The sequence below is a fragment of the Aliiroseovarius pelagivivens genome, assembly GCF_900302485.1.
Classification (GTDB): domain Bacteria; phylum Pseudomonadota; class Alphaproteobacteria; order Rhodobacterales; family Rhodobacteraceae; genus Aliiroseovarius; species Aliiroseovarius pelagivivens.
Genome location: NZ_OMOI01000001.1, coordinates 211,007 through 224,565, shown reverse-complemented (window position 1 = coordinate 224,565; position 13,559 = coordinate 211,007). Strand labels below are relative to the sequence as shown.

Genomic DNA, 13,559 nt, shown 5'->3' with positions numbered 1-13,559 from the left:
TTCGCGCGAAATGCGCCTTATTCTTCATATGGGTTGGAAATGTTCATCTTGCCAAGGATTTCAACCTCCAAACCCTCCATTAGTGCCGCATCTTTGTCGTCTATGTGATCATAACCCAACAGATGCAGCACCCCATGCACCAAAAGATGGCTGACATGGGTAGAGAATTCCTTACCCTGCTCGTCCGCCTCGCGGGTGCAGGTTTCATAGGCAATGGCGATGTCACCCAGCTCGGGATCGTCCGGAGGCAGCGGATCGCTCCCTGCATCCTCGGCCGCGCGTTCCTCGGACGGCCATGACAGCACATTGGTCGGTGTGGGCTTGTCGCGGAAGTCGCTGTTCAGAACGGCAATGCGGGCATCATCACAGGCCAGCAGGCTGATCTCGAACCCATCGCCGAAAGGTGGCGTCAGATCTAGATGGTCGATCACCGCCGCGGCCGCAGCGTCTGCCAATGCAGACAGGCCCGCAGTTTCCCAGCGGGGATCCTCGAAAACAACATCAATCAGCATTTTACTTTTCACGCGCCTGCTTAACTGCGCGCGCCATCGCCTTTTGCGAGGCCTCGTCATAGGCTTCGATGATCTTCGCGACCAGCGGGTGACGCACCACGTCTTTCGAGGTGAAATAGTTGAAGCTGATCTGCTCGATCCCCTTCAACAGCCCCTCGGCATCGCGCAAACCGCTGTCCACGCCACGCGGCAGGTCGACCTGAGACCGGTCGCCCGTGATCACCATCCGCGAGCCTTCGCCCAGACGGGTTAGGAACATCTTCATCTGCATGGTGGTGGCATTCTGCGCCTCATCCAACACGACGAAAGCATTCGCCAAGGTCCGCCCGCGCATGAAGGCCAACGGCGCGATCTCGATCTTCTTCTCTTCGATCAGTTTGGTGACCTGTTTCGAGGGCAGAAAGTCGTTCAGCGCGTCATAAAGCGGCTGCATATACGGATCGACTTTGTCCTTCATGTCACCGGGCAGATAGCCCAGCTTTTCGCCCGCTTCGACGGCAGGACGCGACAGGATCATGCGATCCACATGCCCGCCAAGGAACATGTTCACACCCACAGCCACCGCCAAATAGGTCTTGCCGGTACCTGCCGGGCCGATCCCGAACGCCAACTCATTGTTGAACAGGCTCTGAACATAGGCCTTTTGCGCTTCGGTGCGTGGCTCGATGGTCTTTTTACGGGTCTTGATTTCGACGTCGCTGCCTTTGAACATCTCCATCTGGTCGCCGTCGCGGGTGCCCGTGCCATCCTGTGTTCCACCCATGCGGATTTCCGCGTCGATGTCACCGGGCTCGACCGCTTTGCCGCTTTCAAGCCGCTCGTAGAGCGCACTCAGCACCTCGCCCGCCTTTTCACGTGCGTCCATCTCGCCCATTACGACAAGCTGATTGCCGCGCCGGATGATTTGCACGCCCAGATGGCTTTCGATGTGGGTCAGGTTGCGATCAAACTCGCCGCACAGATCAATAAGAAGGCGGTTGTCTGGAAATTCCAGCAGCACTTCAGGGGTTACTTTTGCCTCGGGTGCTGTGGTCAGGTCTGCTATTCCCAAATGGGGTCTCCTGTCAGGTCTATACCCTGATCGTGCCAAGAGCGGACGAGACAAGCAAGCCCCATCCGCAAAACTTCATGCGATTGTCATGTGATCGCCGTGCGGATTAGATCAATCGATCAGTTCACCCGCCAGCGAATTCGGTCCGCTGTCGGTGATCCGCACGCGACGAAGATCGCCTACTGCCGCGTCACACTGAACGTGAACGGCGTGTAGATGATCGGACTTGCCGACCATCTGGCCTTCAAGGCGACCTTTCTTTTCAAACAGAATGCCGACCTCTTGGCCGACCATGCTGTTTTGGATGGCGCGCTGCTGTTCGGTGATCAGCGCTTGCAGGCGATAAAGCCGCTCGGTCGCGACCGCGTCATCCACCAGCGCGCGCTCGGCGGCGGGGGTGCCAGGGCGGGTCGAGTATTTGAAGCTGAAGGCCTGACCGTAGTTCACTTCGCGGATCAGGCTCATCGTGTCTTCGAAATCCTGATCATCTTCTTCCGGGAAGCCTACGATGAAGTCACCCGAGATCAGGATGTCCGGACGCGCCTCGCGAATCCGTTCGATCAGACGCAGATAGCTTTCCGCCGTGTGGCTGCGGTTCATCCGCTTCAGGATCTTGTCCGAGCCCGACTGAACCGGAAGGTGCAGATAAGGCATCAGCTTGGCACAAGTGCCGTGCGCCTCGATCAGATCATCGGTCATATCGTTGGGATGCGAGGTGGTGAAGCGGATGCGCTCCAGCCCGTCGATTCCATCCAGCGCCCAAATCAGCTTGGCCAGCGACCAGTCCCCGTCGGGGCCAGCGCCGTGATAGGCGTTGACGTTCTGGCCCAACAGGGTGATTTCGCGTACGCCGCGTTCGACCAGATCGCGGGCTTCGCGCAGGATGCGCTCGGCCGGGCGGCTGACTTCGGCGCCGCGGGTGTAGGGCACTACGCAGAAGGCACAGAACTTGTCGCAGCCTTCTTGCACCGTCAGAAAAGCGGTCGGGTTGCGCTTGGCCTTGGTGCCGCGCAGCTTGGGCAGGTGTTCGAATTTGTCTTCCTCGGGGAAATCGGTATCCAGCGCCTTTTCGCCCTTGGCGACCTGCTCCATCATCGACGGCAGGCGGTGATAGGTCTGCGGACCAACAACCAGATCGACCATCGGCTGACGACGCATGATCTCTTCACCTTCAGCCTGCGCCACACAACCCGCAACACCAATCTTCAGGTCAGGCTTTTCAGCCTTCAGCCCCTTGAAGCGGCCAAGTTCGGAATAGACCTTCTCGGCGGCCTTTTCGCGAATGTGGCAGGTGTTCAGCAGGATCATGTCCGCATCGTCCGGCGTATCTGTCTGCTCATACCCATCCGCGCCCAGCGCTTCGGCCATGCGTTCACTGTCATAAACATTCATCTGGCAACCATAGGTGCGGATGAAGAGTTTTTTCTTGTCGGACATTGCGCGTTTCCCAAGGTTTTTGCAGCACGAGGTCAAGTTCTCGCCTGTTATAGCAAAGGGATCAGACCCGCAACGCTTGCAAAACAGGTTGATTTCATGAAATTCCTGTCAGCAAACGGCAAGACCCAGCAATCCACTGGGACAAATACTGGGACACATCATGCGGCACAGCGACCTTAATCAGTTTCTTCGTTCCTCTCGTCAGGTGCTGGCCAAAGGCCCCGTTGCGATGATCTTCATCGAAGATCTGATCGAAGTTGAAAGCACCATACGCCACCATCAGAACGCCGGATTTCGCGAGGTTCTGGTTTTTGCTCCTGAAGAGCTTATCGTGCCTGATTCATTGGAAGAAACCGTGCATCGCATCACGTTCAATTCTTCAAGCTCTGGCGTGGTTGCCGATGCCGTCAACCAGATTATCGAAGCCGCGCCCGGCACGTGGTTGTATTACTGCTATAACGCCGAATACCTGTTCCATCCGTTCTGCGAAACCCGAACCGTGGGCGAGCTGTTGGCCTTCCAGACCGAAGAGCGTCGCGACGCCATGCTCAGCTATGTGGTGGATCTGTATGCGGATGATCTGAACCAGTTCCCGAATGCCGTTTCGCTGGATCACGCCTGTCTGGACAAATCAGGCTATTATGCAAACGGGCGCAAGGGGCCCGACGGAGATCCTTTGGATCGGCAGCTGGACTTCTTCGGTGGGCTTCGGTGGCGATTCGAGGAACACGTCCCCCAGAACGGTCACAAAATCGACCGCGTGTCTTTGTTCAAGGCAAAGCCGGGCCTGATACTTCGTGAAAACCACACGTTCAATGACGAGGAATACAACACCTATTCCTGCCCGTGGCACCACAACATCACCGTGGTCGTTGCCAGCTTCCGCACCGCCAAGGCGCTGAAAACGAACGCCGGGTCAAAACACGATGTTCGCAGCTTCAAGTGGCACAACACCACGAAATTCCAGTGGAATTCTCAGCAACTTCTGGATTTGGGGCTGATGGAACCCGGTCAGTGGTTCTAGTGGCGTTTCCATCCCGCCCAACTTTCGGTAAACACACATATCCCACAAACGAGCACCCGCCGCGTTATCGCTTCGGCCTCGTCCATTCATTCCCAGAACACACGAGGTTTCCATGACCGAAGTCACGCAAGGCGCCAAGGTGCGCATTCACTATACTGGCACTTTGGAAGACGGCAGCGTCTTTGACAGCTCGGAAGGTCGCGATCCGCTGGAATTCGAAGCCGGATCCGGCATGATCATCCCCGGCCTTGATAAGGCCCTGCCCGGCATGAAGGTTGGCGACAAGAAAAAAGTCACCATCGCCCCGGAAGAGGCCTATGGCCCGCGTCATGACGAAGCCATTCTGGAAGTCCCGCGCGCCGATATCCCTGCCGAGATCCCGCTGGAAGTTGGCATTCAGTTGCAGATGAGCGGCCCGCAGGGTCAGCCCGTGCCTGTCACCGTCACCAACCTGACCGACGACACCGTCACGCTGGACGCCAACCACGCGCTGGCTGGCAAAACCTTGATCTTTGATTTCGAAGTTGTCGGCATCGGCTAACGCCTTTGCAGGTTCCGGAGGTCGCGCTTAATCGCGCGGCCTTCAGGGGCTTTGCCCCTCGCGCCAAGGGCGCTCACCCCAGAATATTGTTGGTAAGAAAATAAGAGCGCGCGACCAGCGCCCTGATCAGCTGCGGCGCAGGCGGATCACCACGTCGACTTTGGAGATCTCGGCCCCAGCGGGCGCTTCTGGCAACTGCGCGATCTTCAGATCTTCGTCCGGCGCATCCATCAGCTCTTCCGTGTCTTCCCAGAAGAAATGCGGGTGGTTGGTGACGTTCGTGTCGAAATAGCTGCGCGCGCCGTTCACGGTGATCTCGCGCAGAAGGCCTGCATCCGAGAAAACCCGCAGCGTGTTATAGACCGTAGCAAGCGACACTTTTTCCGCGCCATCCCGCGTTGCCTCGTACAGGCTTTCGGCGGTGACGTGGCGGTGCTGCCCATCCCCGATCAGCAGATGCGCCAATGCCAGACGCTGACGCGTCGGGCGCAGCCCTGCACCGGACAACCAATTGGTTTCGATATGTCGTTTAACCTGCGGCATAAACCGACTCTTCTGCAGTCCCAAGGATATTTCCAGACGAATATAGGGGGTCCGGGCGGCAAGCGCCAATAAAAACTGGTCTTTACAGCATAGATTGCCACTGCGATCCGACACCCACCCTTGCGTCGGGCTTTGCCCGGGTGCTAGAGGGTGTGGAACTGAGAATACACAAGATATGGGGCGAAAATGTCGGACTATCCCACTAGCTTTAGCAAGGAAGACCTTTTGAAATGCGCGGCTGGCGAGTTGTTTGGCCCCGGCAATGCGCAGCTTCCTGCCCCGCCGATGCTGATGATGGACCGCATCACCGAGATTTCGGGCGATGGCGGCGCGCACGGTAAAGGCCACGTTCTGGCCGAGTTCGACATCACCCCGGACCTCTGGTTCTTCGACTGCCACTTCCCTGGCAACCCGATCATGCCCGGCTGTCTGGGTCTGGACGGCCTGTGGCAGCTGACCGGCTTTAACCTTGGCTGGCGTGGTTGGCTGGGTCGCGGTTATGCGCTGGGTGTGGGCGAGGTGAAACTCACCGGTATGGTCCGCCCCGACCGCAAGATGCTGACCTACAAGATCGACTTTACCAAAGCGATCCAAACCCGCCGCCTGACCATGGGCGTGGCCGATGGGATCGTCGAAGCCGATGGTGAAGTGATTTATCAGGTCAAAGACATGAAGGTTGCATTGAGCGAGAGCTGACCCCACCTAGAATGTCCACAGAACAGGCACCACCGCCTGAGTGAGCATTGAGGGATCAGCACATGACCGCAGTAACCTTGTTCGTCGGACTTCTGTCCGCCTTCTTCCTTTTTGCCAGCTCAATCAAGATATTTGGCTGGCAAAAGAAGATCTTCGAGATCCAGCTTGGCATGTTCCAAAGCTACGGTCTGAACCGGCAAATCATGGCATTGGTTGGCTGTGTCGAGCTTTTCGGCGCAATCGCAATCTGGTTCCAATCCTTGTGGCTTGGTCCGCTTGGGGCCTTGGCTCTTCTGGGCACATCGCTTGGTGCCATTACCTGTCATCTGATTTTTGACAGTTGGAAAGACGGCGTGCCTGCGATGATTACAGCCACGCTTTCTGCCATTGTCTTGTGGTCTGGCCTCGACAAACTTTTGGGTTTGATTGGCTAACAATCCAAGCCGGGCGGTCAAGTGTGCTTGCACCTGCCCACTTCACTGGCGTAGACAGTGAATGACCAAAGAAGGGGGACTGCATGCGTCGTGTCGTCGTTACGGGTCTGGGCATTGTCTCGGCCATCGGGAACAACAAAGGCGAGGTTCTGGCCTCGCTCAAAGCTGGCAAGTCCGGCATTTCCGCCAATCAGGATATGGTTGATCATGGGTTCCGCAGCCAAGTTGCGGGCATGCCGGATATCGACATTGCTGCCCATGTTGACAAACGTACCCTGCGCTTCATGGGGCCGGGTGCCGCTTACGCGCATATCGCGATGAGCCAGGCGATCGAAGATGCCGGCCTTGGTGAAGATGACGTGGTGAACCCGCGCACTGGCCTTGTGGCTGGTTCCGGTGGCCCCTCGACCAGCGCAATGTTTGCGGCCCACCAGACTGCACTGAAATCCGGCGCGACCAAGCGCATTGGACCGTTTGCTGTTCCGAAATGTATGGGCTCGACCATTTCCGCGAACCTTGCGACTGCCTTTAAAATCAAAGGCATCAACTATTCGATCACATCGGCCTGTTCGACGTCGTTGCACTGCATTGGCAACGCGGCCGAGCAGATCATGATGGGCAAACAGGACGTCATGTTCGCGGGCGGCGGCGAAGAACTGGACTGGACGCTGTCCTGCCTCTTTGACGCGATGGGTGCGATGTCCTCCAAGTATAACGACACGCCCGAGAAAGCCTCGCGCGCCTTTGACGCCGACCGCGACGGGTTCGTGATCGGTGGTGGCGGCGCCATTTTGGTGCTTGAGGATCTGGAGCACGCCAAAGCGCGCGGCGCAAAGATTTACGCCGAAGTCACCGGCTATGGCGCGACCTCGGACGGCCATGACATGGTGGCCCCGTCCGGCGAAGGCGGCGAGCGCGCAATGCGTCTGGCAATGGACATGCTGCCCGAGGGCCGCAAGGTTGGCTATATTAACGCCCACGGCACATCGACCCCCGTTGGCGATGTGGGCGAAGTGGAAGCCGTGCGCCGCGTCTTTGGCGAAGGCACCACACCTCCCATCAGCTCGACCAAATCCATGACGGGCCACAGCCAAGGTGCCACGGGCGCGCAAGAGGCTGTCTACTGCCTGCTCATGCTGGAAAACGACTTCATCGTGCCGTCGATCAACGTGGAAAATCTGGACCCCGCCATCAACGAAGGCGAGATCGCGACAACACTGGTCGAGAACGCCGGTCTGGACAGCGTGATGACCAACAGCTTTGGCTTTGGCGGCACCAATGGCTCGATGATCCTGAGCAAGTACAACGACTGATAAGCACCAACAAAACGAGGGACTGACATGGCAGGGCTAATGCAAGGCAAACGCGGCCTCATCATGGGGGTGGCAAATCAGCGTTCCATCGCATGGGGCATCGCACAGGCGATGGCAAACGAAGGCGCGGAACTGGCGTTTTCCTATCAGGGCGAGGCATTCGGTGGGCGGGTTGCTCCGCTGGCGGAATCGGTTGGGTCGGACATTTTGGTCGACATGGACGTGACGGACGACGCCGCACTGGACAAAGGGTTCGATGACCTGTGGTCCAAGTGGGATTCGATCGACTTTTTGGTCCACGCAATTGCGTATTCCGACAAGAACGAACTGACCGGCCGCTTCGTCGACACCAGCCGTGCCAACTTCAAACACTCGATGGACATCAGCTGTTATTCATTGATCGAAGTCGCCCGTCGCGTGGCCCCCAAAATGACCAACGGCGGCACGATCCTGACGCTGACCTATGGCGGATCGAACCGCGTGACGCCGTTCTACAACGTGATGGGCGTCGCCAAAGCGGCGCTGGAATCCTCCGTGCGCTATCTGGCCAACGATCTTGGCCCCGACGGCGTACGTGTGAACGCCATCTCGCCCGGCCCGATGAAAACACTGGCAGGCGCTGCCATCGGAGGCGCGCGCAAAACGTTCCGCCACACCGAACAAAACGCGCCACTTCGCCAGAACGCCACGCTGGAAGCCGTGGGCGGCACCGCTGTCTATCTGGCGTCCGATTATGGCAACTGCACCACCGGCGAGATCATCACGGTCGACAGCGGCTTCCATGTCTTGGGCATGCCGCAACCAGACAACCTCTGATCCGGTCCAAACACGCGATCAAGGCTCCCAAATCGGGGGCCTTTTTCTTTGCCACCTGCACACCTCATTTTCTTGCTCTAAATATCCCGGGGTGAGCGGCACCGCCGCGAGGGGCAGCGCCCCTCCCCCTCTGGACCCTCGTGACGATCTGGTGCTTACTGCACGCAACATCGTCAAGGGAAGACAAGCATGCAAACATTCACCGCCAATGACGGCCTTGAAATCGCCTATCGGGACGAAGGCGAAGGCCTGCCGGTGCTGGCCCTGTCGGGTCTGACGCGCAACTCGGATGACTTCAACTTCGTCGCCCCACACCTGAAGGGTGTGCGCCTGATCCGCATGGACTATCGCGGACGGGGGCAGTCTGACTGGGGTGACCACAAAACCTATACGGTGCCGCAGGAAGGGCTGGATGCGCTTTTCCTGATGAACCATCTGGGCATCGAGAAAGCCGCCATCCTTGGAACCTCGCGCGGCGGGCTGATCGCGATGGGCCTGGCGGCCACGGTGAAAGACAAGCTGCTGGGTGTCTGCATGAACGATATCGGCCCTGTGCTTGCGTCTAATGGGCTGGACAACATCATGGGCTATCTGGGGCGCAAACCAAGCACCAAGACCATCGAAGAAGCCGCCGAAGCGCGTGCAAAACTCATGGCCGGGTTTGGCTTCAAGGATGTCCCGATAGAACGCTGGATCGAGGAGTGCCACAACCTGTTCGAGCAGGACAACAAGGGGCTGACCAACCGCTATGACCCCGCCCTGCGCGACGCAGTCGAGGCATCTGGCGCACAGCCTGCCCCGGACCTGTGGCCCTTCTTTGACGCGATGGACGGGTTGCCGCTGGCATTGATCCACGGCGCAAACTCGGACCTTTTGACAGATGACACAGTCGCCGAGATGCAAAAACGTCGCCCAGACATGGGCTATGCGAAAGTGCCCGACCGTGGCCATGTGCCGTTTCTGGATGAACCCGAAAGCCTTGCGACCATCAATGAATGGTTGGAGAAAATACGTTGAACATAAACGAGATCCGCAATGCTGCCCGCCGCAACGCGGGTCATGTCCGGCGCACGCCGCTGCTGACCTCGCCCTTTCTGGACGAGATCGCAGGACGGCAGGTCTATGTGAAGCCCGAATGTCTGCAACATACGGGCAGCTTCAAATATCGCGGTGCGCATAACGCGATTTCCCAACTGACGACCGAACAACGCGAATTCGGTGTGATCGCTTTTTCATCCGGCAATCACGCGCAGGGCATTGCGCTGGCCGCGCGCCAGAACCAGACACCTGCGACCATCGTGATGCCGTCGGACGCACCGCAGCTGAAAATCGACAACACCCGCGCTCTGGGCGCCGAGGTTGTGCTCTATGACCGCGAAAGCGGGGATCGGGATGCGATCGGGGCCGCGCTGGCCGAAGAACGGCAGCTCACCTTGATCAAGCCCTTCGACAACGAAGCAGTGATCGCCGGGCAAGGAACCATTGGGCTTGAGCTTGCCAATCAAGCCCGCGAAGAAGGCATACGGAACGCACAGGTTCTTGTGCCCTGCGGCGGCGGCGGACTTACCGCTGGTGTTGCATTGGCGCTTGAACATGATGCCCCGGATTTGACGGTCCACCCGGTCGAGCCCACGGGGTTTGACGACGTCGCCCGCTCGCTCCACTCGGACCGGATCGAGGCAAACGCGCAGCGGACCGGCTCGATCTGTGACGCGATTATCACGCCTTCGCCCGGCCAGCTGACCTTCCCGATCATGCGCCGCCTGTGCGGTGCCGGGATCGTGGTCCCGGACGAGGATTGCCTTCGCGCCATGGCCCAAGCCTTCACCCGCCTAAAACTTGTGATCGAGCCTGGCGGGGCCATCGCCCTTGCCGCTGCATTGTTCCACCGACACCAGATTAAGGGCGATGCGGTCATCGTTGTTGTCTCTGGCGGCAATGTTGATGCGCCCGTCTTCACTGATGCCCTAAACCGTTTCGCCTGACCGGAGATTCCAATGACCGATTTCACGATTGCCTCGTTCAACGTCAAAAACCTGATTGGCGCGGATCAAGAATTTTACCAGTTCCTCAGCTACACCCCCGAGGAATATGCGTGGAAACGCGATTGGATGGCGGATCAGATGATGTCGCTGGATGCGGATATCATCGGCTTTCAAGAGATCTTCGAAGAAGACGCACTTCTGGACGTGATTGGCGAGGCCAACACCCGCGCTCATAACCTGAATGCCGCCACCATTCCGGATGAAACAAAACGCTATCACCGCAAGGCGATCTTTCGCAAACTGGCCACCCACCCGTGGCCCAAGGACGGGCTTGTCTTTGCGCCAAACTCGGCCGATGGCGGACCCGGCGAGCGTCGCCCGGGCGTGGCGGTTCTGTCGCGCTTTGGCTTTGTGGGCGACCCCGAAATCATTCAGGATCTGCCCGAACCTGTGACCATTCCCTTCCCCGCTTTGCGCGGGGACGAAGGCGACGCGGGATCATACACCCTCACCCGTCTGTCGCGCCCGATCCTGAAGGTGCGCGTACCGGTTGGGGATCAGGTCATCACTATCTTCAACTGCCACCTGAAATCCAAACTGGGCGAGTTCATCCGCCCCGAAGGTGCCCCATTTGCACCCGAGGCCGACCTGACCCGTTACGACCCGGTCGGGCGCGCCCTTGGGGCAGCACGTTCCGCCATGCGCCGAATGGCCGAGGCATGGGTGCTGCGCAAACTGGTGGTCGCCGAGATCAAGGCAGGTCACCCCGTCGCCGTGTTGGGGGATTTCAACGATGGCGAACACGCCGTCAGCTCGGAAATCATCGCGGGCGAGGTGCCGTTCAAGAACTATTCCTGGATGCTGCGCCACGATGCCAAGACGGACCGCGACCGGTATAGCCGCGAAGAAAACAAACAGATCACAGGGGCTGTCGAAGCCGTGCGCCTGCATTCGGCTGAAAAGCTCTTCGTGCGGAAATCTCTGCGCGACATGGTCTATACCTCGGCCTTTGGGGGCGTGTTTGAAAGCATCGACCAGATTTTCCTCAGCCGTCATTTCCATCCGGACAATCCAAAGCGGATCGCCGACATGACCTATTTCAGCGTGTTGAATGATCACATCACTGACGGCTCACACCCCGAAGCGCCCTACAACAAGCTCGCCTCGGATCACGGTCAGATCATGGCGCATCTGACCCTGCTGGGCGACGAAGAATGATCGTCATTCCCAATGACAATGGGGTGGCGCTTCATGTGGTTGAAAGCGGTCCCAAGGACGGACCCGCCGTGGTGTTCGCCCACGCGCTTGGCTCTGACCTGACCATGTGGGACGCACTGGTGGCGGAACTGCCCGACCACCTGCGTCTGATCCGTATGGACATGCGCGGACACGGCCAAAGCCCTTGCCCGGACGGGCCCTACCCGATGGGGGACCTCGTGGACGATGCGGGGCGTGCGCTGGATCAACTGGGGGTAAAAGGCTGCGTCTTTGTGGGGCTTTCGATCGGCGGCATCATCGCGCAAGGGTTGGCGGCAGAGCGGCTGGATCTGGTGCGTGGCATGGTGATCTCGAACACGGCCGTAAAGAGCGGCACACCGGCCATCTGGGCAGACCGGATCGACGCCGTGCGTAAGGGGGGGATCGAAGCCATCATCGAGGCCAACATCGAACGCTGGTTTTCCCGCGCCACCCGCCGCGACCACCCAGAACTATGTGACGAGGCCCGCGCGCGCATGCGTGCCACGCCCCTTCAGGGCTATCTGAGCTGTATGGAGGCCATCGCCGACACTGACCTGTATGAAAGCACCGCGCGGCTTCGGTTGCCGACGCTGGCGATTGCGGGCAGTGAAGACGGCTCGGTTCCTGCCGACATGGTACGCGAGACTGCCGCACTGATCCCCGGATCGCGGTTCGAGCTGATCCGCGGCACCGGGCATATGCCGCCGGTCGAGAAGCCAACCGTCTATGCAGCGCTCCTGACGGACTTCCTGCGCGCGATCGGGCATTTCTAACAAACGCCGCGTCGTTTTCCGACCTTCCTGTCGCAACCTTGTTGGCAAGCCGGTGTTTTCCGCGCAAGCTTTCAGAAAACAAGACACCAACAGGAGCCGCCATGGACCGGATCAAAGCCGCCGTCTGCCACGAATTCGGGAAACCGCTGGTGATCGAGGAAATCTCGATCCGCCCGCCAGAGGGCAGCGAGGTCGAAGTGACGCTGGATGCCGTCGCCGTCTGCCACAGTGACATTTCCTATGCAGATGGCGCGTGGGGCGGATCCCTGCCTGCCGTCTATGGCCACGAAGCCGCCGGGCGGATCACCAATGTCGGGGATCATGTGAAGGGTCTGTCCGTGGGCGACCCGGTCGTCGTGACCCTGATCCGCGCCTGCCAGACCTGCCCCAGCTGCGCCTCAGGCGTGCCGACCGCCTGCGCTACCCCCTATGACGGGGATCACGGGCCGATCACCGACGTCGACGGCGGCAAGATGCATCAGGCCATGGCCACCGGCGCCTTCGCCGAACGAGTCGTGGTCGAACAAAGCCAAGTGGTGAAACTGCCCGAGGATATGGCGATGGACGTCGCGTCACTGCTGGCCTGCGGTGTAATCACCGGCGTCGGCGCGGCTGTGAACGCGGGCAACGTCCGTGCGGGCGATGTGGTCGTGGTGATCGGCGCAGGCGGCGTCGGCCTGAATGCCATTCAGGGCGCACGCATCGCAGGTGCCTCGCGCATCATTGCGGTGGATATGTCCGAAGATAAACTGGCCGTCGCGATGGAGTTCGGTGCAACCGATGGCGTTTTGGGTACCTCCGGCAGTCCTTGGAAGGCTGCAATCAAAGCCGCGGGGCGTGGGGCAGATGCGGTGTTGGTCACCGTCGGCGCGATCCCGGCCTATGACACTGCACCTAGATACCTTGCCCCCGGCGGCAAGGTGGTGATGGTCGGCATGCCGCATTCAGGTGACATGTCCAGCTATGAACCCGTGGTTCTGGCGGCACTAGGTCAAGGCATGGTCGGATCGAAAATGGGCGACGTGGTCATTCAGCGCGACATTCCGTGGTTGATCGACCTCTATCAACAGGGGCGGTTGAAACTGGACGAGTTGATCTCGGGTCGCTGGTCCTTTGACCAGATCAACGAGGCGATTGCGGACACCAAGACCGGGGCCGCACGGCGCAACGTTATCCTGTTCGACAAGGTCTGATC

Annotated in this window: 15 protein-coding genes; 11 read left to right on the top strand and 4 right to left on the bottom strand. The window is 59.3% G+C overall.

Features of this window, described 5'->3' with window-relative positions:
- Positions 1-17: 17 nt before the first annotated feature.
- The 3 genes from ybeY to miaB form a co-directional block, all read right to left on the bottom strand.
- On the bottom strand, positions 18-512 hold the full coding sequence (gene ybeY / locus ALP8811_RS01135; RefSeq protein WP_108855362.1) for an rRNA maturation RNase YbeY: 495 nt from the start codon (positions 510-512) through the stop codon (positions 18-20).
- A gap of 1 nt (position 513) precedes the next feature.
- Positions 514-1,557, bottom strand: coding sequence for a PhoH family protein (locus tag ALP8811_RS01130; RefSeq protein ID WP_370738897.1), 1,044 nt, complete (start codon positions 1,555-1,557; stop codon positions 514-516).
- 117 nt (positions 1,558-1,674) lie between these two features.
- Positions 1,675-3,000: a tRNA (N6-isopentenyl adenosine(37)-C2)-methylthiotransferase MiaB gene (gene miaB / locus ALP8811_RS01125; protein WP_108855360.1), complete on the bottom strand. Its 1,326-nt coding sequence runs from the start codon at positions 2,998-3,000 to the stop codon at positions 1,675-1,677.
- 160 nt (positions 3,001-3,160) lie between these two features.
- Between miaB and ALP8811_RS01120 the strand changes: the two genes are divergently transcribed.
- Entirely contained in the window at positions 3,161-4,024 is an 864-nt protein-coding gene (locus ALP8811_RS01120; RefSeq protein ID WP_108855359.1) for a hypothetical protein, read from the top strand.
- Positions 4,025-4,136: 112 nt separating this feature from the next.
- Positions 4,137-4,565, top strand: a complete 429-nt coding sequence (locus tag ALP8811_RS01115) for an FKBP-type peptidyl-prolyl cis-trans isomerase (protein WP_108855358.1) — start codon at positions 4,137-4,139, stop codon at positions 4,563-4,565.
- Between the two features lie 126 nt (positions 4,566-4,691).
- On the opposite strand, the gene irrA is transcribed toward ALP8811_RS01115, so the two are convergent.
- Positions 4,692-5,108, bottom strand: a complete 417-nt coding sequence (gene irrA / locus ALP8811_RS01110; protein WP_108855357.1) for an iron response transcriptional regulator IrrA — start codon at positions 5,106-5,108, stop codon at positions 4,692-4,694.
- Positions 5,109-5,294: 186 nt separating this feature from the next.
- On the opposite strand from irrA, the gene fabA reads away from it, so the two are divergent.
- From fabA to ALP8811_RS01065, 9 genes are all read left to right on the top strand, one after another.
- Positions 5,295-5,804 (top strand): bifunctional 3-hydroxydecanoyl-ACP dehydratase/trans-2-decenoyl-ACP isomerase, encoded by a 510-nt coding sequence (gene fabA / locus ALP8811_RS01105; RefSeq protein WP_108855356.1) that lies wholly within the window; start codon positions 5,295-5,297, stop codon positions 5,802-5,804.
- 62 nt (positions 5,805-5,866) lie between these two features.
- Positions 5,867-6,238: a DoxX family protein gene (locus ALP8811_RS01100; RefSeq protein WP_108855355.1), complete on the top strand. Its 372-nt coding sequence runs from the start codon at positions 5,867-5,869 to the stop codon at positions 6,236-6,238.
- A gap of 83 nt (positions 6,239-6,321) precedes the next feature.
- Entirely contained in the window at positions 6,322-7,551 is a 1,230-nt protein-coding gene (gene fabB, locus ALP8811_RS01095) for a beta-ketoacyl-ACP synthase I (RefSeq protein ID WP_108855354.1), read from the top strand.
- Positions 7,552-7,578: 27 nt separating this feature from the next.
- Positions 7,579-8,367, top strand: a complete 789-nt coding sequence (locus tag ALP8811_RS01090; protein WP_108855353.1) for an enoyl-ACP reductase FabI — start codon at positions 7,579-7,581, stop codon at positions 8,365-8,367.
- 189 nt (positions 8,368-8,556) lie between these two features.
- Positions 8,557-9,384, top strand: a complete 828-nt coding sequence (locus tag ALP8811_RS01085; protein WP_108855352.1) for an alpha/beta fold hydrolase — start codon at positions 8,557-8,559, stop codon at positions 9,382-9,384.
- Positions 9,363-10,352 carry a threonine ammonia-lyase gene (locus ALP8811_RS01080; protein ID WP_108855351.1) on the top strand — a complete coding sequence of 330 codons (990 nt, stop codon included), beginning with the start codon at positions 9,363-9,365 and terminating at the stop codon, positions 10,350-10,352. The genes ALP8811_RS01085 and ALP8811_RS01080 overlap by 22 nt, the downstream gene beginning before the upstream one ends.
- A gap of 12 nt (positions 10,353-10,364) precedes the next feature.
- Positions 10,365-11,570 carry an endonuclease/exonuclease/phosphatase family protein gene (locus ALP8811_RS01075; RefSeq protein ID WP_108855350.1) on the top strand — a complete coding sequence of 402 codons (1,206 nt, stop codon included), beginning with the start codon at positions 10,365-10,367 and terminating at the stop codon, positions 11,568-11,570.
- Complete coding sequence (gene pcaD, locus ALP8811_RS01070; protein WP_108855349.1) at positions 11,567-12,364, top strand: 3-oxoadipate enol-lactonase; 798 nt, start codon at positions 11,567-11,569, stop codon at positions 12,362-12,364. The genes ALP8811_RS01075 and pcaD overlap by 4 nt, the downstream gene beginning before the upstream one ends.
- Positions 12,365-12,465: 101 nt before the next feature.
- Positions 12,466-13,557, top strand: coding sequence for a zinc-binding dehydrogenase (locus ALP8811_RS01065; RefSeq protein WP_108855348.1), 1,092 nt, complete (start codon positions 12,466-12,468; stop codon positions 13,555-13,557).
- Positions 13,558-13,559: the final 2 nt, after the last annotated feature.

Excerpts from the sequence above, each read along its gene's own strand:
- ybeY (WP_108855362.1), bottom strand. The coding sequence starts at position 512 with ATGCTGATTGATGTTGTTTTCGAGGATCCCCGCTGGGAAACTGCGGGC.
- miaB (WP_108855360.1), bottom strand. The coding sequence starts at position 3,000 with ATGTCCGACAAGAAAAAACTCTTCATCCGCACCTATGGTTGCCAGATG.
- ALP8811_RS01120 (WP_108855359.1), top strand. The coding sequence starts at position 3,161 with ATGCGGCACAGCGACCTTAATCAGTTTCTTCGTTCCTCTCGTCAGGTG.
- ALP8811_RS01115 (WP_108855358.1), top strand. The coding sequence starts at position 4,137 with ATGACCGAAGTCACGCAAGGCGCCAAGGTGCGCATTCACTATACTGGC.
- irrA (WP_108855357.1), bottom strand. The coding sequence starts at position 5,108 with ATGCCGCAGGTTAAACGACATATCGAAACCAATTGGTTGTCCGGTGCA.
- fabA (WP_108855356.1), top strand. The coding sequence starts at position 5,295 with ATGTCGGACTATCCCACTAGCTTTAGCAAGGAAGACCTTTTGAAATGC.
- ALP8811_RS01100 (WP_108855355.1), top strand. The coding sequence starts at position 5,867 with ATGACCGCAGTAACCTTGTTCGTCGGACTTCTGTCCGCCTTCTTCCTT.
- fabB (WP_108855354.1), top strand. The coding sequence starts at position 6,322 with ATGCGTCGTGTCGTCGTTACGGGTCTGGGCATTGTCTCGGCCATCGGG.
- ALP8811_RS01090 (WP_108855353.1), top strand. The coding sequence starts at position 7,579 with ATGGCAGGGCTAATGCAAGGCAAACGCGGCCTCATCATGGGGGTGGCA.
- ALP8811_RS01085 (WP_108855352.1), top strand. The coding sequence starts at position 8,557 with ATGCAAACATTCACCGCCAATGACGGCCTTGAAATCGCCTATCGGGAC.
- ALP8811_RS01080 (WP_108855351.1), top strand. The coding sequence starts at position 9,363 with ATGGTTGGAGAAAATACGTTGAACATAAACGAGATCCGCAATGCTGCC.
- ALP8811_RS01075 (WP_108855350.1), top strand. The coding sequence starts at position 10,365 with ATGACCGATTTCACGATTGCCTCGTTCAACGTCAAAAACCTGATTGGC.
- pcaD (WP_108855349.1), top strand. The coding sequence starts at position 11,567 with ATGATCGTCATTCCCAATGACAATGGGGTGGCGCTTCATGTGGTTGAA.
- ALP8811_RS01065 (WP_108855348.1), top strand. The coding sequence starts at position 12,466 with ATGGACCGGATCAAAGCCGCCGTCTGCCACGAATTCGGGAAACCGCTG.